The organism is Novosphingobium sp. PASSN1 (assembly GCF_002278815.1).
Genome location: NZ_NKIS01000001.1, coordinates 63,489 through 82,968, shown reverse-complemented (window position 1 = coordinate 82,968; position 19,480 = coordinate 63,489). Strand labels below are relative to the sequence as shown.

Here is a 19,480-nt window from a genome sequence, read left to right as displayed (position 1 = left end):
GCGCATGTGGCGGCGCCTCATCAGCCTCGCCATTTTCGCGCTGCTTGCTGCCTGCCAGCGCAGCCCTGATCTCCCGCCCGTCGCCGCCAGCGCCGATGTGGCGGCCGTGGAAGCGCAGGCGTCCGAATGGCCGAGCTATGGCGGCCAGCCTTCATCGACGAAATTCTCTGCGCTCGATCAGATCAACCGCAGCAACGTGCGCAGCCTGCGCCGCGCGTGGGTCTGGCACTCCGGCGAGGTCTCCACCGGCACCGAAACAGTCGACGCGACTGTCGGCGAGATGACGCCGATCTATGTCAACGCCCGGCTCTATGGCTGCACGCCCTATGGCCGCGCCGTCGCGCTCGATCCTGCCACGGGGCGCGAGGTGTGGTCGTTCGATCCAAAGAAGCCGCGCACCGGCAACATGTACCACGAGAACTACTGCCGGGGCGTGGCCTACTGGCAGGCGGCGGACGCGGCCACGCGCGCTGCGCCTTGCGGCAAGCGCATCCTCTATGCCGCGCAGAACGCGGTGCTCCATGCGCTCGATGCCGATAGCGGGCGCGTCTGCACAGGCTTCGGCCAGGGCGGGCGGATCGATCTCGCCGCGCTTGATTACAAGGGCGAGGGCAAGCCTGCGAACACCTCGCCGCCCGCAGTCTGGGGTAATGTGGTCGCGCTGGGCACCGCTGTGCAGGACAACATGTACCGCAACTCCCTCGACGGGATTGTGCGCGCGTTCGATGTGGTCACGGGCCAGCCGCTGTGGGCGTGGAACCCGATACCCGATGATCTTTCCGGCGCGACCGGGGCGGCCAATGCCTGGGCGCCGCTATCGGTCGATGCGAAGCGCGGCTGGCTGTTCGTGCCGACGGGCAGCGCCAGCTGGGATACGCTGGGCGTCAACCGGCTGGACCGCATCCCCGAGGCCAACTCTGTCGTCGCGCTCGATATGCGCACCGGGCGCAAGGTGTGGTCGTATCAGACGGTGCACCACGACTTGTGGGACTACGACCTGCCCGCCGCGCCGACGCTGGTCACCATCGAACACGAGGGCCGGGCCGCCGAAGCGGTGATCCAGCCAACCAAGACCGGCAATATCTTCGTGCTGAACCGCGAGACCGGCCAGCCGCTGTTCCCGGTGGTGGAACGCCGTGTGCCCGCCAGCGACATGCCCGGCGAACGCGCCGCGCCCAGCCAGCCGATGCCGCTCCTCCCCCATGCCGTCACCTCACAGCGGCTGCGCACGCAAGATGCGTGGGGCCTCCTCGGCTTCGACACCGCCGCCTGCCGCACGCGCATCGCCGCCTTGCGCAACGAAGGGATCTTCACGCCGCCCAGCGTCAAAGGCTCGCTGCTCCATCCCAGCTTCCTTGGCGGCACCAATTGGGGCGGGCTTGCCTATGATCCGGGCAGCGGGCTGGCCGTGGTCAATTCCTCGAACCTTGCCGCCTCTGTCCGTCTGGTGCCGCGCGCCGAGTTCGACCGGAAGCGCGATGTGCGGCCCGGCGTCTCGTACTACGAAATGCAGGGTTCGCCCTATGTCATGCTGCGCGAGGTGCTGATGTCGCCGCTCGGCGTGCCGTGTAATCCGCCGCCATGGGGCCGCCTGACCGCCATCGACATGAAAACCGGGAAGACCCGCTGGCAAGTGCCGTTCGGCCGCATCACGCTCTCCAGCGGGATCACATCGCCCGCCCGGTGGGGCGCGCCCAATCAGGGCGGGCCGATCGTGACGCGCGGCGGCCTTGTGTTCATCGGAGCGAGCCTCGACAGCCGCCTGCGCGCCTATGACATCCAGACCGGGCGCGAGCTGTGGCAGGCCTTTGTGCCCGCCCCCGCCACCGCCACCCCGATGACCTTCCGCCACACCGATGGCCGCCAGTATGTCGTGGTCTCGGCAGGCGGACACGGCGGTTTCGGCACCCGGCTCAGTGATGCGATGGTGGCGTTTGCGCTGCGTTGACTTCCTCCCCGGCAGCGCGGCGATAGGCCTGCGGGGTCAGGCCGAAATGCTGACCGAAGCGGCGAATGAAGCTCGCGCTTTCGGCAAAGCCGACCGAGAGCGCAATTTCGGACACGTCGCGGCGGCTTTGGCGCAGCAGCCGCGCTGCGGCCTGCATCCGCCGTTGGTTGACGAGATCGCGCCAGCGCAGCCCTTGTTCGCGCAGGCGGCGACTGAGGGTCGCGGCCGAAACGCCCATTGCCTCGGCCACTTCGCCCAATTGCGGAGCACGGTCGAGCGGACTGGCCTCCAGCGCGCGGACCAGCGCCTCCAGCGATGTGCCGCGCCTTGCGGTTTCGGCGGCGCGGCGGCGCAGGTGCTCCTCCACGATGGGGTAAAGCTCCGGATCGATCACCGGACTGGTGCAATCCAGAAACCGCGTCTCGAACGAGAACGCGTTGGTTTCCTGATCAAAGAACACCGGACAGCGGAAGAACTCTCGGTAGACCCGCTCATCGCTCTGGCAGGCATGTTCGAAGCGCACCTCGACCAGCTCGAAATCGCCGCCCACATAGTTGCGGCACATGTTGTGCATCAACGCGATGGAAAATTCCGCATCCTGCCGCCGCGATTGCAGCGTCTGGTCGGTGATGAGGTACTCGTAAGTGCCCAGCCCCTCGGCCACGGTGAAGCGGTTGCGCACGGCATCCTGAAACGTCGCGAGATAGGCGGCAAAACCGCTGAGCGCCGTACGCAAGGAGGGCGCGCTGAGGAACAGGAAACCCAGCGCCCCAAGGCTGTTGAGCGCCCCCAGGCGCCCCGCCTGCAGCCCGAGGTAGGGATTGCGCGCTTCCTGCGCGGCGCATTCCAGAAACGTGAGAAACGCCTCCAGCGGCATTACGGCGCACGCGTTGTCGAGATCATCGCGCCGCAGCGCAAAGCGCGCAAGCAGCGGTTCGGGATCGCAGGCCACGAGATCGAGGCAATTGACCACGTGGCGCAGCACGAGCACCGAGATCGTCGGCTTCAGCATGTCCCTTCGTGTTCCATGGGCATTGGCCCCGCGTTAGCCCTTCGCAGCTGGACCATTCATCACGGCGGTCCGCAGGGGCAAGAGCGCCCCGCCAGTTTGGCCGCATCGGCCAAGCCGCAACACAGCGTGAGCGCGCCTATTCCCATCAAGCCCTGCCAAAGGAAGGTTCCTGCCCCATGATTTCGACTAACGCCGCCAGATCCGCGATCCGGCTCCGCAGCGCCTTCCTTGCCGGTGCTGTCCTTGCTGGCGCGGCGCTGGCAGGCGGCCCCGCGCTGGCGCAGCCCGCACCGGTTGATCTCGTGTTCCTCCACGGCACTGTGCTGACCCCCGGCGGCACCGCGCAGGCGCTCGCGGTTGCGGGCGGCACCATCGTCGCCACGGGCACTGACGCGGAGATCGCCGCGATGGCTGCGCCGTCCGCGCGCACCGTCGATCTTGCTGGACGCACGGTCATGCCCGGCCTCTATGACATGCACGTCCACACCTACTTCGCGGGCCGCGACAAGCTTTCGTGCCGCTTTGCCCAAGGCGCGGATGCGAAAGCCATTGTCGCCGCAGTCAAGGCCTGCGCCGCCAAGGCCAAGCCCGGCGAATGGATCACCGGCGGCAGCTGGGTGGGCGCCGCGTTCAAGCCGGGCGAACAGACCAAGCGCCTGCTCGATGCAGTGGCGCCGGGCAATCCCGTCATGCTCAACGACGAGAGCCTGCACAGCGTCTGGGTCAATTCGAAAGTCCTCGCCATCGCAGGCATCACCCGCGCGACCAAGGACGGCCCCGGCGGCGTGATCGACCGCGACGCGAAGGGCGAACCGACCGGCGTGCTTCGCGAAGTTGCCGCACGCGATATCGAGCGCTTCATGCCCAAGGCTACGACCGAACAGCAGATGCAGGCGATCAAGGTCGCGACCGACGAGATGCTGTCCTACGGCATCGTCGGCTTCACCGATGCCGCCGTGCGGCGCGAGATGATCGAGGGTTTCTCGGCCTATGCGCGCTCCGGCGGGCTCAAGCAGTATGCGCGCGGCTGCATCGTGTGGGGGCCGAACAACGGAGGCAGCGAGGCGCTGATCCCCGAGCGTCAGGCGTGGAGCGCAGGCCGCCTGCAGCTCGATTGCGTCAAGATGTTCCTCGATGGCGTGCCGCTCGAAGGGCGCACCGCTGTCATGCTGGCCCCGTATGAACACGATAGCGCGGCGCACGCTGATCACGGGCCGGGCGAAGGCCGCGGCCTCAAGCTGATCCCCGAAGACAAGCTGTTCCCGGCAGTCACCGCGTTCGACCGGCAGGGCATTCAGGTCAAGTTCCACGCTGCGGGCGACGGCGCGGTGCGCGAGGCGGTGGAGGCCATCGCTGCTGCACGGAAGGCCAATGGCGACATGGGGCCGCATCACGAGATCGGCCACAACACCTTCATCGATACCGCCGATGTCCCGCGCGGGCGCGATCTGCACTTCACGTGGGAACTTTCGCCCTACATCTGGTGGCCCACCCCAATCACCTCGGTCGATATCGCAAGGGCTGTCGGTCCGGAGCGCATGAAGCGCCTGTGGCCGATGCGCGATGTGCTGGAAAGCGGGGCCAACGTGGTCACTGGTTCGGACTGGCCGGTGGTTCCGTCGGTCAATCCGTGGCTCGCCTTCGAAACGCTGGTGACGCGGCAGGTGCCGGGTGCAACCGGCGATCCGATCAATGCGGGCCAGCGCATCACGCGCGAGCAGGCGATGGCCGTGTTCACCCGCAACGGCGCAGCGGAAATGGGCAGGCTCGACCGGGGCGGCACGCTTGAGCCGGGCAAGCAGGCCGATCTCATCGTGCTCGACCGCAACCCCTTGACCGTGGCAGTGGGCGACATTCACGATACAAGAGTGCTGGCAACGTACATCGCGGGCGAGGAAGTCTTCACCGCAGCCGTGGGAGAGAAAAAATGACCGACGCCACCCTGTTCCTCACCGACGAGCGGACCTTCTGGCACTGCACCGGGGTGCAGGCGCTGTTCTTCCCGATCGGCGATTGGGTCGAGCCGCCATCGGGCAGCTATGGCGCCGATACACCCGCCTCGAAGCGCCGCCTGCTCAATCTGGTGCGCGCCTCCGGGCTTGACCAGCATCTCGAAGTGCGCAGCGCCGCGCATGCCACGCGCGAGGATTTGCTGCGCATCCATCCCGCCAGCTATATCGACGAATTCAAGCGAGTGAGCGATGCGGGCGGCGGCGAGCTTGGGCTGTTTGCGCCGTTCAGCAAGGGTGGCTTCGAACTGGCGACGCTCTCGGCAGGCCTTGCGATCGAGGCGGTGGACGCGGTTGTGACGGGCCGCGCGCGCAATTCTTATGCGCTGTGCCGGCCGGCGGGGCACCACTGCCTTGCCGATCAGCCGATGGGCTTCTGCCTGCTCGCCAACATTCCCATCGCCATCGACGCCGCCAAAGCGAAGCACGGCATCGGCAAAGTCGCTGTGGTCGATTGGGACGTGCACCACGGCAACGGCACGCAGAGCATCTTCTATGACCGGGGCGACGTGCTGACGATCTCGATCCATCAGGACCGCTGCTTCCCGCCGGGCTACAGCGGCCATGACGATCGCGGTGAAGGCGAAGGCCTTGGCGCAAACCTCAATGTGCCGCTGCCTGCGGGAAGCGGGCACGAGACCTATCTGCGCGCGCTCGACCGCGTGGTGATCCCGGCGCTGCAGCGTTATCAGCCCGATCTGATCGTGATCGCCAGCGGCCTCGATGCAAATGCCGCCGATCCACTTGCCCGGCAAATGCTACATTCGGAAAGCTACCGCGCGATGACCGAACGCATGATCAAGGTGGCAGATGAACTGTGTGGCGGCCGACTCGCGGTGGTGCACGAGGGCGGCTATTCCGAAGCATATGTGCCGTTCTGCGGCCACTCGCTGATCGAGGCGCTGGCGGGCGTGCGCACCGAAGTGGTCGATCCGGAAATGGACTTCTTCGGGCCGCAGCAACCCGATGACCGGATGCTGGCGTTCCATTTCGAACTGATCGAGGAAATCCGCGCGGGCGCTGGGCTCTGAACCAACCGTAGAGCCGACGATGCGAAAGGGCCGGTCCGCCTGACCGGCCCTTTCATCATGCCCGCCCGCAAATGGCGATCCCGGCCAGATTGTTGGCGGCTCGCGACGTTGCATCGCGGCGCATCATTCGTGACATTCGATGCTGCAATCATGCCGGGCAAGCACTCGGCAACCAGCAGACCAGAGTGGAGCGGGATGTGACCGAAGTAATGGAAAAGCCGCAGCAGGATGAGGGCGCCGCAACGCAGGATTTCGATGTCCTGATCGTGGGGGCCGGGATTTCCGGCATTGGCAGCGCCTATCACCTCAAGACCCAGAACCCCGACAAGACGTTCGCCATCCTTGAAGCCAAGGAGAACATCGGCGGGACGTGGGACACGCACAAGTATCCCGGCGTGCGCTCCGACTCCGATCTCTACACCTTCGGCTACCGCTTCAAGCCGTGGGTCGGCCCGCCGATCGCGACCGCCGAGGAAATCCGCAAGTACCTGCGCGACGTGCTGGCCGAGAACGATCTCGACAAGTCGATCCGCTTCGGCACCCTGATCACGCGCTGCTCTTGGTCCACCGCCGACAAGCGCTGGACGGTGGAGACGAAGCGGGCCGATGGCAGCGCAGGCCCAACCTACCGCGCCACGTTCCTGTGGATGTGCCAGGGCTACTACGATCACCACAATCCCTACCTGCCCGATTGGGCGGGCATGTCCGACTACAAGGGCCAGCTCATCCACGCGCAGAAGTGGGATGACAGCGTCGACTATACCGGCAAGGAAGTCGTCGTCATCGGTTCGGGCGCGACCGCCGCAACCGTGATCCCGGTGCTGGCCGACAAGGCCAAGCACGTGACGATGCTTCAGCGTTCGCCGACCTATTTCTACTGCTATCCCAACCGCAGCGATCTGGCGGACCGGCTGCGCGAAATCGGCGTGGACGAAGATACCGTGCACCGCTGCGTGCGCCTCGACTATCTCCACAACCTCAAGATGCTCGATCGCCGTGCGCGCGAAGAGCCGGACATGGTGTTCGAGGAACTGAAGGAACTGATCCGCCAGTATGCCGGGCCGGACTTCCAGTTCGAACCGCACTTCACCCCGCGCTACCGTCCGTGGCAGCAGCGGCTGGCATTCATCCCCGATGGCGACATGTTCGAGCGCATCCGGGATGGCAAGGTGACGGCGATCACCGACACCATCGACCACTTCACTGCCGATGGCATCAAGCTCGGCTCGGGCGACGAACTGAAGGCCGACATCGTGATGGCGGCCACCGGCTTCAATCTGCTGATGATGGGCGGCATTGCCTTCGAAGTGGACGGCAAGCCGGTCGACTGGTCGGAAAAGGCGACCTACCGCGGCATGATGTTCGAAGGCGTGCCCAACATGGTGTGGGTATTCGGCTATTTCCGTGCGGCATGGACGCTGCGGGTCGATCTCCTGGGCGATTTCGTGTGCCGCATGCTGCGCCACATGGACGAAAAGGGCGCGTCCGAAGTCAACATCGTGATCCCGCCTGCGCTTTCGGGCGAGCCGCTCATGCCGTGGATCGAGGACGACAACTTCAATCCCAGCTACCTCGTGCGCGACATGGACAAGCTGCCCAAGCGGCTGGGCGAACAGCCCGAATGGCGCCACACGCAAGACTACTGGCGCGAGGCGGTCGACATTCCCGCGATCAATCTGGATGGCGACGAGTTCGCCTATAGCTGAGGCGATAACGCGCGGCAGACTTCAGGCGGGGCGCGTGTCCCTGCCCTGGGTCTGCCGCCGATATTCCAGCGCGCCCATGCCCGACCAGCGCTTGAACGCGCGCGAAAAGCTCGACGGTTCGGCAAACCCGACCGCGACCGCGATCTGCTCGATCGCCATGTGCCCATCCATCAGCAGTTCGCGCGCCCGGCTGTAGCGCGCTTCATCGATCATCGCCGAAAAGCGCGTGCCTTCTTCCGCAAGGCGGCGGTGCAGTGTGCGTTCGGACAGCGCCAGCATCCGCGCGGCTTCCCCGGCGGTGGGAAACTCGCTGTCGCTGCGGCTGAGGCGCGCGGCCAATCGGCCCTTGATCGTGCCGTCGGTCTGCGCGCGGCGCAGCATGCTGTCGCAGCGCGAACTGTAGAGCGTGACGAGGTCGCTATCGGCCATCGGCAGCGGCAGATTGGCCGCACCCGGCTTGAACAGCCACTGCGTCTGTTCGGCGTTGAACTGCACCGGGCACGGGAAATACCGCTGCTGGCGTTCCCAATCCGGCGGCGGCGGGGTGGTGAGCGTCACGCGTTCAAGCGGCAGCTCGCCGCCCATGACATCCGCAATCAAGGTGCGGATCGCGCCAAGATCGCGGTAGTGCGTGAAATCGTGCAGCGATTCCGAAAGCTTGCCGCTCGTGCCGATCAGCGCGCACGAACCATTAGGGGCGGCCGCATAGCGGTAGTTGATCAGCGAATAGGTCAGCGACTGGCAGCGGCAGGCGATCTGGAGTGCCTCACCCAGCGTCCGCGCGGTCATCATCGCAAGGCCGAGTTCGCCGTACTTGATCGCCCGGTAGCGCAGGCCGACGTCGAACCAGATCGTGCGGGCATCGGCGGTGCAAGCCGCAAACGACTTCTGCAGCTGCATTTCTTCCTGCGCGAGCAGCTGACCGGCATATCCATCAAACCGCACCGGCCGGACATGGCTGGTGCGACAGAAATCATCCCAATCGACCCTGGTTTCGCTCACCAGGGCGCTGCGCATGATCCGCGCGCTCAGATCCGGCAATGTCGCGTAGAGTGCATTGGAGTCCATGCCCCACCCTCTCCTCCTGGTACTTTTTATTCTGCCGTTATGAAGGCAAGGTAGCGGGCGCTGGCCACATCCGTCAATAACTTGGCGCGCAGCGTCATGGCGCAGGGCGGCCACTTCGCATAGTTTTCCCGATACATGGCTATGATGACTGAATTTTCTGTTTTTTTGCAGATATTTGCTGCAAGTTTGCGCCAGATCGGACCGCGCGGTCCCGGCTTGGCCATGCTGCGGCAGTCCGGCATCGATGCCAGTGCGTGTTTGCAGAAGGCAGGAGCACATTGATGGAAGAACCGTTCGTCTTGCCGGAAACGGCAGCCGTGCTGGCGGGAATTGCCGAGCAGGGCGGCCCGCACCTTGCCGATCTCTCTGCCGCCGACATGCGCGCGGTTTACTTGCAGATGGGTGCGCTGTTCGATGTGCAGCCCGAAGCTGGCGTGCGCTGGAAAGACATCGCGGGCCCCACCTGCACGCTGCGTGCCTATTTTCCGGGCGAAGCGGCGGCTGGGCCGGTCGTGCTCTACATGCACGGCGGCGGCTGGGTGATCGGCGATCTGGAAACGCACCATCCGGTCTGCACCACGATTGCCGCGATCACCGGGCTGCGCGTGGTCGCGGTCGATTACCGGATGGGGCCTGAGCACCCCTTCCCCGCCGGGCATGACGACTGCATCGCCGCCGCCCGGTTCGTGCTGGGCAGCCCCACCGAACTGGAAACGCCCGTCACCGCTCTGGCCCCGGCGGGCGACAGCGCGGGCGGCAATCTGGCGCTGCACGTGGCTACGGTGCTCGGCTCCGCGGCGGTCAAGGCACAGCTGCTGATCTACCCCTGGCTCGATTGCACCGCGCCCGACCACGGCTCGTACAAGGCATTCGGCGAAGGCTTCATTCTCGATGCCAAGCTGCTGGCGCGCTTCGCGGCGGACTACCTCCCCAGCGACGGCATGGCAGGCGGCGCGGCAGCATCGCCGCTGCTGCACCCGCTGGCAACGGATCTGCCCCCCACGGTGATCCTCACCGCCGGGCTCGATCCGCTGCGCGATCAGGGCCGGGCCATGGCCGCGCGCATGGCGCAGGCAGGCATGGAAGTCCATTTCACCGAGGCGAAGGGGCTGATCCACGGCCTTGCCACAATGCGCGCCGCCTTCCCCACGGCAGACCGCATCCTGCGGCGCGCCATCGCCGATTTCGCAGATCTGGTGAACGGCTGACGATCCCCGCCAGCCGCCAACCAAAACTATAAAACGACAACCCAAAGGAGAGGGAAAATGAGCAAGATCAGGCGCACCGTATTGGTCGCATCCACCGCCATCGGTCTGGCAGGCATCGCACACCCGGCTTTCGCTGCTCCGGCCGCCGAAGCGGCTGCCGCAGAGGAAGCCCCGGTCGGCGAAATCATCGTCACCGCCAACAAGCGCAGTGAAAGCATCAGCAAGGTCGGTGCCAGCGTCGTGGCGTTCGACACCTCGCTGCTCGACAAGCGCGGTATCGTGCGGCTCGATGAACTGGCCAAGGCGGTTCCCAACCTGACCCTCGCCCCCTCGACCCACGGCACGCCGGTGTTCACGCTGCGCGGCATTGGTTTCAACTCGGACTCGCTCGGCGTCTACCCGGCAGTCAGCCTGTCGCTCGATCAGGCCCCGATGCCGTTCCCGGTTCTCGCCAACCACTCGATGTATGATTTGGAACGCGTCGAAGTGCTCAAGGGTCCGCAGGGCACCCTGTTCGGCCAGAACTCGACCGGCGGCGCGATCAACTTCGTTGCGGCCAAGCCGACGAAGGAACTGCAGGCCGGCTTCAACCTCGATTACGGCCGCTTCAACGAAGTGCACGGCTCGATGTTCGTTAGCGGACCGGTCAGCGAAACGGTCGGCGTGCGCCTCGCCGTCGATGCGATGCACCGCGATGACTGGCAGTACAACTTCACGCGGGCAGACACGAACGGCGAGCAGAACTACATCGCCGCGCGCCTGATCACCGATTGGCAGGCCTCCGACAACCTCAAGTTCGAGCTGAACCTCAATGGCTCGGTCGACCGCTCTGACCCGCAGGCGCTGCAGATCATTGCCTCGCTGCCATCGAACCCCGCCGCCCCGACGCCCGAAGAACTCAACGCGCCGCTCGCCCCGCGCAATCTGCGTGCGGCCAACTGGTCCAATTCAGGCCGCCGCGGCGTCGGCACCCAGTCGGACACGGAATCGGCCCGTCCGCGCGGCAACCGCAAGATCTTCCAGGCCTTCCTGCGCGGGGACTACAACATCACCGACGATGTCGCGCTGACCTCGATCACCACCTACAACCACCTCAAGCAGAACATGGCGTTCGACCTTGACGGCTCGCAGTACGAACTGGTCGACAACCCGCGCGGCGATGGCACGATCAGCGACTTCAACCAGGAACTGCGCGTATCAAACGCTTCGGCCCCCGGTGCTCGCTTCCGCTGGACGGTCGGTGCAAACTACAACCACAGCAAGGTCAACGAGCTTCAGATCATCACGTATGGTGCCAACTCGCTGAGCAACGCCGGTACCAACTTCATTCACGAATCCAACGTCCAGAACCGTGGCCGGATGGACAACATCGCGGCCTTCGCGAACGGCGAATACGACTTCACCGACCAGCTCACGTTCAAGGCCGGGATCCGCTACACCAGCTCGAAGAACAAGAACCGCATGTGCGGTTCGGATACGACCGGCGACCAGCAGCTTTCGGCACTGTTCCGCTTGCTCGGCAATATCCTGGGCGGCAAGGACATCCCCGTTGGCCCGGGCACCTGCATCTCGCTCAACGCGCAGAACCTGCCGGGTGATCCGATCAACATCACCCTCAAGGAAGACAATGTTTCTTGGCGTGCGGGCCTCGATTTCAAGGCCTCCAGCACCACCCTGCTCTATGCCAACATCTCGCGCGGCTACAAGGCAGGCGCGTTCCCGGTGATCACCGGCGCAACGCAGGAAGTGTTCAAGCCGGCCAAGCAGGAATCGGTCACGTCGTATGAAGCGGGCGTGAAAACCCGCCTGCTGAACAACGCCGTCTCGTTCGCGGGCGCAGTGTTCTATCAGGATTACCGCGACAAGCAGATCCAGGGCACGGTCAACACCGCGCTGTTCGGCCTGCTGCAGCGGCTCGACAACGTGCCCAAGTCGCACATCTTCGGCGTCGAAGGCGAACTGACGGTGCGGCCGACGGCCGGGCTGACGCTGTCGGGATCGGCGAGCTTCCTCAAGACCAAGGTCGACGAATATTCGGGCATCACCGTGTTCGGCGTGCAGAAGGACTTCGCGGGCAGCCGCCTGCCCTTCGCGCCGTCGTGGTCGCTTGTCGGAGATATCGACTACCGCGTGCCGACCAGCGCGGGCGGCGAAGTCTTCGTGGGTGCGGGCGTGAACTACCGCACCTATCAGGATGCCTACATCGCGGGCAGCCAGCTCAAGATCCCCGACAACGGCGTGAACCGCTGGCTGGACCGCACCGCGTTCCGGATCGACGGCTATGCGCTGGTCGATGCCCGCATCGGCTACACCTTCCCGGGTGACCGCATCACGATGTCGGCATGGGGCAAGAACGTGTTCAACACCTTCAACGTGCAGAACAAGATTTCCTACAACAACATCATCACGCAGGCGACCGGCATGCCGGGCACCTATGGCGTGTCGCTCAAGGTGCGCCTGAAGTAAGCACCGGCTTCAAGGGGGGAGCAGTGCCTGCGGCGCTGCTCCCTTTTTGCTGTGTATCGCACCCAATCACCAACCAGTTCAAAGGGTTCCCATGCCTGCGCACAATCATCCAGATTCGGTCATCGCGCGGGCCCGCGCCCAATCGCTTTCCGCCATGCTCACCCGCGTGGCGGAGCGGCATGGGGAGAAGACCGCGATCATCTGCGGGGACGTGACGTGGAGCTATGCGGGCTTTCACCGCGAGGTGGAGCGGCTGGCTGCGGGCCTGCGCGGATTGGGCATCGCGCCGGGCGAGCGCATCGCGATCCTTGCGCGCAACAGCCATGCCTTCATCGCGCTGCGCTTTGCCATCGCGCGGGCCGATGCCGTGCTCGTGCCAATCAACTTCATGCTCAACGCAGAAGACGTGCGCTATATCCTCGATCACTCGGGCGCGCGGGTGCTGTTTGTCGATGCAACCACAGCCGAGGTCGGCCTTGCCGCGCGCAGCGATGCGGTCGAGCATGTCTTCGGCATTCCCGGCGAACTCGCGCCGCCGCCGGCGGGCCTGCCTGCATGGACCGAGCTCGTTTCGGACGAACCGATTGCCCCGCAGACGCGCGGCGGCGAGGACTTGCTCCAGATCGTCTATACCAGCGGCACGGAATCGCGGCCCAAGGGCGCCATGCTTTCGCACAATGCCGTGCTGTGGGAATACCAGAGCTGCATCATCGATTGCGAGTGGACCCCCGGCACTATCGCGCTCCACGCCATGCCGCTGTTCCACTGCGCGCAGCTCGATTGCATGATCGGCCCGGCGCTGCATGTCGGCGCGACGAACGTGATCACCGGATCGCCTGCTGCGGACAACGTGCTGCACCTTCTGGCGCAGCATAAGATCAATTCGTTCTTCGCGCCGCCGACGGTGTGGATCTCGCTCCTGCGCTCGCCCTTGATGGACAGTTGCGATCTCTCGGCGCTGGAAAAGGGCTATTACGGTGCTTCGATCATGCCGGTCGAAGTGCTGCGCGAAATGAACGCGCGGATTCCGAGGCTCAGGCTCTGGAACCTCTACGGCCAGACCGAGATTGCCCCCGTCGCGACGATCCTGTTTCCCGAAGAACACGCCGCACGGCTGGGTTCAGCCGGGCGGCCGACGCTGCATGTCGAAACGCGGATCGTCGATGATGCGATGAACCCGGTGGCAACCGGCGAGATCGGTGAAATCGTCCACCGCTCGCCGCAATTGCTATCCGGATACTGGAACGATCCCGAACGCACGGCAGAGGCCTTTGCGGGGGGCTGGTTCCACAGCGGCGATCTCGGCGTGGCGGACGAAGCTGGCTACATCACCGTGGTCGACCGCAAGAAGGACATGATCAAGACCGGCGGCGAAAACGTCGCCTCGCGCGAGGTGGAGGAAGTGCTGTATCAGCACCCGGCCATCAGCGAAGTGGCGGTGATCGGGATGCCGGACCCGAAATGGATCGAGGCTGTCACCGCCGTGATCGTGCTGCGCGATGGCCATGCGCTGGATGAGGCAGGCGTGCTGGCGCACTGCGCGCAGCATCTTTCAGCCTTCAAGGGTCCCAAGAAAGTGGTGTTTGCGCAGAACCTGCCGCGCAACGCGAGCGGCAAGATCCTCAAACGCGAACTCAGGCTTTCGCTGCTTTAGCCGCCGAGCCCATCCCTCGGGTTCGTCGGCCCGGACTTGATCCGGGCCTTGGCTTTTCATTTTCGACGCCGCGCAGGAAGAACAGCCGAACCCTGCGTCACGCACGGGGGTGACGCGGCACCGATCGAAAGGCGTTACGCCGCGAGGTATTCCCCGCCCGTCACGAACACCACCTGCCCCTGAATCATCGCCGCCGATGGGCTGGCGAGGTATTCGATCAGGCTGCAATAATCGTCATGCGTCACGTTGCGCCCGCTGGGGCTGGCGGCGGCGGCGGCGCGCAGGATTTCCTCGGTCTGTTCGCCGTAAACCTGCCGCAGCGCCTCGGTATCGACTGCGCTGGGGGCGACGCAGTTGGCCCGCACGCCGAGCGGTGCCAACTCGCGCGCCAGATAGCGGATCAGGCTTTCCGCGAGCGACTTGCCCGCGCCGACCGCCGCATAGTTCGGGATCACGGAGCGGCTGCCCCGGCTGGAAAGGAAGAACACCGTGCTGCCACGGCGGAACAGCTTCACAGCGGGCTGCACAAGATAGACGAGCGCGGTGCCGTTGAGATTGATCGCTTCAGTGAAGGCCACCGGATCGATGGTCAGCAGGGGTTCGGGCAGCACCTTCACCGCGCAGTGGACGAGTTGATCCAGCTGGTCCGTCTGCGCCGCAACCTCTGCCACGACAGCCTGTGCACCTTCCGGCGTGCTCACATCACCCTGGATCAGATGGCAGCGCGCGCCGAGCGCCTCGATTTCGGCCTTGGCGCTGTCGGCCGAGGCCTGATCAGCGCGGAAGTTCAGGAACACATCAGTATCCGGCTTGGCAAAGCGCTTGGCGATCGCAAGACCGATACCCTTGGTGCCGCCGGTGACGAGAATGGCCATGTGCCCTGCCCCCTTAGCCGACGTGGCCGATGGAGGACACGAGCATCACCCCGAAGCGCTCGATCATCCCGCCGGCATCGGCCCGCAGCGCGAGCCATTCCGGGGTCTGCTCGTCGCGCTCCATCGCGGCCTTGTCGGCCCAGGTCATGATCGCGAAGCGGTATGCTCCCGCTTCTGCACCTTCGAGCCCTTCGGCCACGAGGATGGTCTCGAGGCTGGTGAGATTGGGCAGCGCGCGCGCCAGCGGGGCGTGGACATTGGCATAGGCGGTTTCGAAGGCATCACGGTCTTCGGCCTTGGGCGCAGACCACACGGCAACGAGCTTGAGCATCTCTATTCTCCCATGGCGCATGCCTGTGACGGACGGCCTTGCCGCCCCCCCTTGCGCCTTCGCCAGCAGGCTACCAAACAAGTGTTTGCTATGGCAAGAGCGCGATGATAGCCAAACGGCTTGTCCGGAGCCTTTTTATCGTCATGCCCCCCGCTGAACCCGCCGCTGCTCTCGTCTTCGATCCGCGCGATCCCGATGTCATCCAGCGCCCGCTGGAGACCTTGCTGCGCTTGCAGGCCGAAGATCCGGTGCACTGGTCGCCGCTGCTCAAAGGCTGGGTGCTGACCCGGCATGACGACGTGAAATCGGTGCAGATGAACAGCGGGATCACCTCGGACCGGCTGACCCCGTTTTTCGAGAGCCAGAAGGGCGAAGAACGCGCGCGGCTGAATGATCTGATCCGCTACTTGAACACCTGGGTCGTGTTCAAGGATCCGCCCGATCACACCCGCCTGCGCACGTTGCTCAACAAGGTCGTCACGCCTGCCGTGATGCGCGATCTGGAAGGCGGGATCACCGAACTGGCAGATGGCTTGCTCGACAAGATCGCGGCGCGCGGCGATGGCCGGTTCGAATGCATCAGCGAGTTTGCCAATCCCCTCCCCGCCAGCGTGATCATGGACCTTCTCGGGATCCCACGCGAGGACATGGAGGCCTTGCGCGACTGGTCGATGCAGTTGCAGCCGTTCCTCGGCAACGCCACCAGCACAGGCGACAAGTACGAAACCGGGCGCGCCGGGATCGTGGCGATGGCGGACTATTTCCGCGCGGCGGCGCAGTACCGTCTTGCCCATCCGCGCGGCGATGTGATCTCGCACTTCGTCATGCTGCAGCAATCGGGGCAGATCACCGAGGACGAGCTGATCGGATCGTGCATCCTGTTCCTGTTTGCCGGGCACGAGACGACCACCAACCTGATCGGCAACGGCATCCGCATGCTGCTGGAAAACCCGGACCAGAAAGCCAAGCTCCTCGCCGATCCAACGCTCGCTGCCAGCGCAGTCGAAGAAATGCTGCGCTACGAAGGACCGACCGGCGCAGTGGTGCGCGTGGTCAAGGAGCCGTTCGAAATGCGCGGCAAGCGGCTGGAAAAGGGTGACCGGGTCTATGCCATGGTCAATGCGGCCAACCATGATCCCGCCGTGTTCGAAAACGCGGCGCGGTTCGATATCGGTCGTGTCCCCAACCGGCACCTGACCTTCAACCACGGCATCCACTTCTGCCTTGGCGCACCGCTGGCGCGGGCCGAGGCGCGGATCGCGATCAGCCGCTTTCTGGCGCGCTTTCCCGATGCCGCGATGGCTACTGACAGTGTGGAATACATGGACACCCTCACCATGCGCGGCGTGCGCGAAATGCCGATGGTGACGGGAGAGGCGGTGCGATGATCGAGGCCCCCGCCTTCGGCATGGCCAGCATCTGGGCGGCGCACGCCCGCTTTGCGCCCGAAAGGATCGCGGCCATCTGCGGGAGCCGTCAACTGAGCTGGGGCGAGTTCGACCGGGGCACCTGCCGCGTCGCCAATGCACTGATAGGCATGGGCGTGAAGCACGACGAGCCGGTCGCGCTGGTGATGACCAACTCGCTCGAGATGCTGCAGGTGATGTTCGGCATCGTTCGCGCGGGCGCCTGCATGGTGCCGATCAGCGGCCTCCTCACTGGTGCGCAGATCGCCACGATGATGGCGGACAGCGATGCAAGGACTGTATTCGTCTCGGCTGGCAATCGCACGCTGGTCGAAAGCGCCGGGTTGCCGGAGAACACGCGGCGGATCGCCATTGGCTTTACAGGCGAAGGCTGGGTGGATGGCGACGCGTTGCTGGCCGCAGCGCCCGAAGCCGACCCCGGGGTGCGCACGCAGCCCGAAGACCGCTTCAACATCATCTACAGTTCGGGCACAACCGGCCTGCCCAAGGGCATCGTCCAAAGCCACGGCGCGCGCACGCACTTTGCGTGGTCCAACGCGCTCGAACTCGGCATGACGCGCGAGAGCGTGACGCTCGTCACCACCGCGCTCTATTCGAATGGCACGATGTTCATGGTGCTCCCGCCGCTACTGCTGGGGGCCACCGTTATCATCATGGAGCAGTTCAAACCGGCCGGCGCGCTGGCGCTGATCGAGAAACACCGCGTGACCCATGCCTTCATGGTGCCCACGCAGTGCATCGTGACACTCGACGATCCGGCGCTCGGCCAGCACGATCTTTCCAGCCTCAAGGCGCTGCTTTCCGCCGGTTCCTCGCTGCGGCCCGATACGCGCGAGGCCGTGATCGCCCGGATGACGCCGAACGTCTATGAGCTCTACGGCTTCAGCGAAGGTTTCGCGACGATGCGCAAACCGGGCGACAACCCCAAACGGCTCAGCGCTGTCGGCCGCCCGGTCATCGGCTTCGACATGCGCATTGTCGGCCATGACAACCGCGAGGCACCGCGCGGCGAAGTGGGCGAAATTGCCGGGCGCGGCCTTGGCATGATGGCGGGCTATCATGGCCGGCCCGACCTCGACGCGGCGATCCAGTGGCACGACGCGGCGGGCACGGCCTACTTGCGCAGCGGCGATCTCGGCATGATCGACGAGGAAGGCTTCCTCCATATCGTAGACCGCAAGAAGGACATGATCCTCTCGGGCGGGTTCAACATTTTCCCCGCCGACCTTGAGGCCGTGATCGGCCAGCATCCGGACGTGCAGGATGTGACCGTGATCGGCATCCCGCACCCCAAATGGGGCGAAACCCCGCTCGCGCTGGTGATCCCGCGGGGGCAGCCGGATGCGGCGGCGCTGCTCGAATGGGCCAACGCCAACCTCGCCAAGACGCAGCGGCTGGCGGGCCTTGAATTCCGCGCGGAATTCCCGCGCAATGCGCTCGGCAAAGTGCTCAAGCGCGAGCTGCGCGCGCCGTGGTGGGATGAAGCGAAATGACGGACGCCTACATCGTCGGCAGCTATTCGAGCGCCTTTGGAAAGTTTGCGGATCGCAGTCACAAGGACCTGACGCGCGAAGTCTATCTCGGCGTGCTCGCCGATGCGGGGCTGGCGAACGGCAACGATATCGGCATGGTCTGGTTCGGCAATTGCGGGATGTGGACCGATGGGCAGGGCAGCATTCGCGGGCAAGTCTGCCTAACGCCGCTGGTGCGCGAGGGGCTGTTTCCGCAGCGCGTGCCGGTGATCAATGTCGAAGGCGGCTGCGCCACCGCCTCCATCGCGCTGCACGGCGCGTGGAAGGATGTGCTGAGCGGCCAGACCGACCTGAGCATTGCCTTCGGCGTGGAAAAGACCTTCAACCCCGCCAGCCCGGAACGCACCAAGGCGCTGTTCGATGGCGGGATCGACCAGTATGATCCGGAAGAGTGGCTCGCCTATTATGCCGCAGCCGGTGAGGCATCCGGCAAGCCGTTCGAACCCGGCCCCGGCCGCACCATCTTCATGGACACTTATGCCATGCAGGCCGCGTGGCACATGCGCACCCACGGCACCACCCAGCGCCAGATCGCCATCGCCTGCGCCAAGAACCACACGGCATCGGCGCACAATCCAAAGGCGCAATACCGCTTTGCCCTGACCCCCGAGGACGTGCTGGCCGACCGCCCGGTCAGCTGGCCCCTCACCCGCGCGATGTGCGCCCCGATTGGCGATGGCGCGGCCGCCGCGCTGGTCTGCTCGGGCGCATGGCTGGCGCGCCAGCCCGCCGCCGTCCGCGCGCGCGCGGTGCGCATCGCCGCCAGCACGATGACCGCGGGCAAGTATCGCAGGCTGGACGAGCCGGGCCTTTCGCAGCTCGCCGCGCAGAAGGCCTACAAGGCTGCGGGCCTGACTCCCGCCGACATCGACCTTGCCGAAGTGCACGATGCGACCTCGTTCTGCGAGATCTACCAGTCCGAAATGCTCGGCTTCTGCGGCATCGGCGAAGGCGGCAGGCTGGCGGAAAGCGGCGCTACTGCGCTGGGCGGCTCGATCCCGATCAACCTTTCGGGCGGCCTTGTCAGCAAGGGGCATCCCGTGGGCGCGACCGGTCTTTCGATGATCGACGAGCTGATGCTGCAACTGCGCGGCGAGGCTGGCCCCCGGCAAGTCAGCGGCGCGCGCATTGCATTGGCCGAAAACGGCGGCGGCGTCATGGGCTTTGATGAAGCGGCCTGTTCCGTCATGATCCTGCAGAAGGATTGATCGGC

General features: G+C 65.2%; 15 protein-coding genes. 10 read left to right on the top strand and 5 right to left on the bottom strand.

Going from position 1 to position 19,480, the window contains the following annotated elements:
• The first annotated feature begins 4 nt into the window (after window positions 1-4).
• The gene (locus tag CFE35_RS00350) at window positions 5-1,948 is read left to right on the top strand and encodes a pyrroloquinoline quinone-dependent dehydrogenase (RefSeq protein WP_292926783.1); all 1,944 of its coding nucleotides are present in this window, start codon (window positions 5-7) and stop codon (window positions 1,946-1,948) included.
• On the opposite strand, the gene CFE35_RS00345 is transcribed toward CFE35_RS00350, so the two are convergent.
• On the bottom strand, window positions 1,914-2,960 hold the full coding sequence (locus CFE35_RS00345) for an AraC family transcriptional regulator (RefSeq protein ID WP_292926781.1): 1,047 nt from the start codon (window positions 2,958-2,960) through the stop codon (window positions 1,914-1,916). The two genes, CFE35_RS00350 and CFE35_RS00345, sit on opposite strands and share 35 nt — an antisense overlap.
• A 176-nt stretch (window positions 2,961-3,136) precedes the next feature.
• On the opposite strand from CFE35_RS00345, the gene CFE35_RS00340 reads away from it, so the two are divergent.
• From CFE35_RS00340 to CFE35_RS00330, 3 genes are all read left to right on the top strand, one after another.
• Window positions 3,137-4,891: an amidohydrolase gene (locus CFE35_RS00340; protein ID WP_292926779.1), complete on the top strand. Its 1,755-nt coding sequence runs from the start codon at window positions 3,137-3,139 to the stop codon at window positions 4,889-4,891.
• Window positions 4,888-6,000: a class II histone deacetylase gene (locus tag CFE35_RS00335; protein WP_292926777.1), complete on the top strand. Its 1,113-nt coding sequence runs from the start codon at window positions 4,888-4,890 to the stop codon at window positions 5,998-6,000. The genes CFE35_RS00340 and CFE35_RS00335 overlap by 4 nt, the downstream gene beginning before the upstream one ends.
• A gap of 197 nt (window positions 6,001-6,197) precedes the next feature.
• Complete coding sequence (locus CFE35_RS00330; protein ID WP_292926775.1) at window positions 6,198-7,706, top strand: NAD(P)/FAD-dependent oxidoreductase; 1,509 nt, start codon at window positions 6,198-6,200, stop codon at window positions 7,704-7,706.
• A 21-nt stretch (window positions 7,707-7,727) separates the two neighbouring features.
• Here CFE35_RS00330 and CFE35_RS00325 read toward each other — a convergent pair whose 3' ends face one another.
• Together CFE35_RS00325 and CFE35_RS00320 are read right to left on the bottom strand one after the other, a co-directional pair.
• Window positions 7,728-8,774, bottom strand: coding sequence for an AraC family transcriptional regulator (locus CFE35_RS00325; RefSeq protein ID WP_292926773.1), 1,047 nt, complete (start codon window positions 8,772-8,774; stop codon window positions 7,728-7,730).
• Window positions 8,775-8,800: 26 nt separating this feature from the next.
• Window positions 8,801-8,998: a hypothetical protein gene (locus CFE35_RS00320; RefSeq protein ID WP_292926771.1), complete on the bottom strand. Its 198-nt coding sequence runs from the start codon at window positions 8,996-8,998 to the stop codon at window positions 8,801-8,803.
• 57 nt (window positions 8,999-9,055) lie between these two features.
• On the opposite strand from CFE35_RS00320, the gene CFE35_RS00315 reads away from it, so the two are divergent.
• From CFE35_RS00315 to CFE35_RS00305, 3 genes are all read left to right on the top strand, one after another.
• Complete coding sequence (locus tag CFE35_RS00315; RefSeq protein ID WP_292926769.1) at window positions 9,056-9,982, top strand: alpha/beta hydrolase; 927 nt, start codon at window positions 9,056-9,058, stop codon at window positions 9,980-9,982.
• A 57-nt stretch (window positions 9,983-10,039) separates the two neighbouring features.
• Window positions 10,040-12,448: a TonB-dependent receptor gene (locus tag CFE35_RS00310; protein ID WP_292926767.1), complete on the top strand. Its 2,409-nt coding sequence runs from the start codon at window positions 10,040-10,042 to the stop codon at window positions 12,446-12,448.
• Window positions 12,449-12,539: 91 nt separating this feature from the next.
• The gene (locus tag CFE35_RS00305) at window positions 12,540-14,102 is read left to right on the top strand and encodes a fatty acyl-CoA synthetase (protein ID WP_292926765.1); all 1,563 of its coding nucleotides are present in this window, start codon (window positions 12,540-12,542) and stop codon (window positions 14,100-14,102) included.
• Between the two features lie 134 nt (window positions 14,103-14,236).
• On the opposite strand, the gene CFE35_RS00300 is transcribed toward CFE35_RS00305, so the two are convergent.
• Together CFE35_RS00300 and CFE35_RS00295 are read right to left on the bottom strand one after the other, a co-directional pair.
• Entirely contained in the window at window positions 14,237-14,977 is a 741-nt protein-coding gene (locus tag CFE35_RS00300) for an SDR family oxidoreductase (RefSeq protein ID WP_292926763.1), read from the bottom strand.
• A 13-nt stretch (window positions 14,978-14,990) separates the two neighbouring features.
• A complete protein-coding gene (locus CFE35_RS00295) occupies window positions 14,991-15,308 on the bottom strand; it encodes an EthD family reductase (RefSeq protein ID WP_292926761.1) in 318 nt (105 codons plus the stop codon).
• 143 nt (window positions 15,309-15,451) lie between these two features.
• Between CFE35_RS00295 and CFE35_RS00290 the strand changes: the two genes are divergently transcribed.
• From CFE35_RS00290 to CFE35_RS00280, 3 genes are read left to right on the top strand one after another with little or no spacing between them, the layout of a single operon-like run.
• Window positions 15,452-16,696, top strand: a complete 1,245-nt coding sequence (locus CFE35_RS00290) for a cytochrome P450 (RefSeq protein ID WP_292926759.1) — start codon at window positions 15,452-15,454, stop codon at window positions 16,694-16,696.
• Window positions 16,693-18,228, top strand: coding sequence for an AMP-binding protein (locus CFE35_RS00285; RefSeq protein WP_292926757.1), 1,536 nt, complete (start codon window positions 16,693-16,695; stop codon window positions 18,226-18,228). The genes CFE35_RS00290 and CFE35_RS00285 overlap by 4 nt, the downstream gene beginning before the upstream one ends.
• Window positions 18,225-19,475, top strand: a complete 1,251-nt coding sequence (locus CFE35_RS00280; protein WP_292926755.1) for a thiolase family protein — start codon at window positions 18,225-18,227, stop codon at window positions 19,473-19,475. Before CFE35_RS00285 ends, CFE35_RS00280 begins: the two co-directional genes overlap by 4 nt.
• Window positions 19,476-19,480: the final 5 nt, after the last annotated feature.

What these genes read in the sequence shown, in the direction of transcription:
- CFE35_RS00315 (WP_292926769.1), top strand. Translation starts at nt 9,056, where the DNA reads ATGGAAGAACCGTTCGTCTTGCCGGAAACGGCAGCCGTGCTGGCGGGA.
- CFE35_RS00320 (WP_292926771.1), bottom strand. Translation starts at nt 8,998, where the DNA reads ATGGCCAAGCCGGGACCGCGCGGTCCGATCTGGCGCAAACTTGCAGCA.
- CFE35_RS00335 (WP_292926777.1), top strand. Translation starts at nt 4,888, where the DNA reads ATGACCGACGCCACCCTGTTCCTCACCGACGAGCGGACCTTCTGGCAC.
- CFE35_RS00340 (WP_292926779.1), top strand. Translation starts at nt 3,137, where the DNA reads ATGATTTCGACTAACGCCGCCAGATCCGCGATCCGGCTCCGCAGCGCC.
- CFE35_RS00295 (WP_292926761.1), bottom strand. Translation starts at nt 15,308, where the DNA reads ATGCTCAAGCTCGTTGCCGTGTGGTCTGCGCCCAAGGCCGAAGACCGT.
- CFE35_RS00285 (WP_292926757.1), top strand. Translation starts at nt 16,693, where the DNA reads ATGATCGAGGCCCCCGCCTTCGGCATGGCCAGCATCTGGGCGGCGCAC.
- CFE35_RS00305 (WP_292926765.1), top strand. Translation starts at nt 12,540, where the DNA reads ATGCCTGCGCACAATCATCCAGATTCGGTCATCGCGCGGGCCCGCGCC.
- CFE35_RS00350 (WP_292926783.1), top strand. Translation starts at nt 5, where the DNA reads ATGTGGCGGCGCCTCATCAGCCTCGCCATTTTCGCGCTGCTTGCTGCC.
- CFE35_RS00310 (WP_292926767.1), top strand. Translation starts at nt 10,040, where the DNA reads ATGAGCAAGATCAGGCGCACCGTATTGGTCGCATCCACCGCCATCGGT.
- CFE35_RS00280 (WP_292926755.1), top strand. Translation starts at nt 18,225, where the DNA reads ATGACGGACGCCTACATCGTCGGCAGCTATTCGAGCGCCTTTGGAAAG.
- CFE35_RS00345 (WP_292926781.1), bottom strand. Translation starts at nt 2,960, where the DNA reads ATGCTGAAGCCGACGATCTCGGTGCTCGTGCTGCGCCACGTGGTCAAT.
- CFE35_RS00290 (WP_292926759.1), top strand. Translation starts at nt 15,452, where the DNA reads ATGCCCCCCGCTGAACCCGCCGCTGCTCTCGTCTTCGATCCGCGCGAT.
- CFE35_RS00325 (WP_292926773.1), bottom strand. Translation starts at nt 8,774, where the DNA reads ATGGACTCCAATGCACTCTACGCGACATTGCCGGATCTGAGCGCGCGG.
- CFE35_RS00300 (WP_292926763.1), bottom strand. Translation starts at nt 14,977, where the DNA reads ATGGCCATTCTCGTCACCGGCGGCACCAAGGGTATCGGTCTTGCGATC.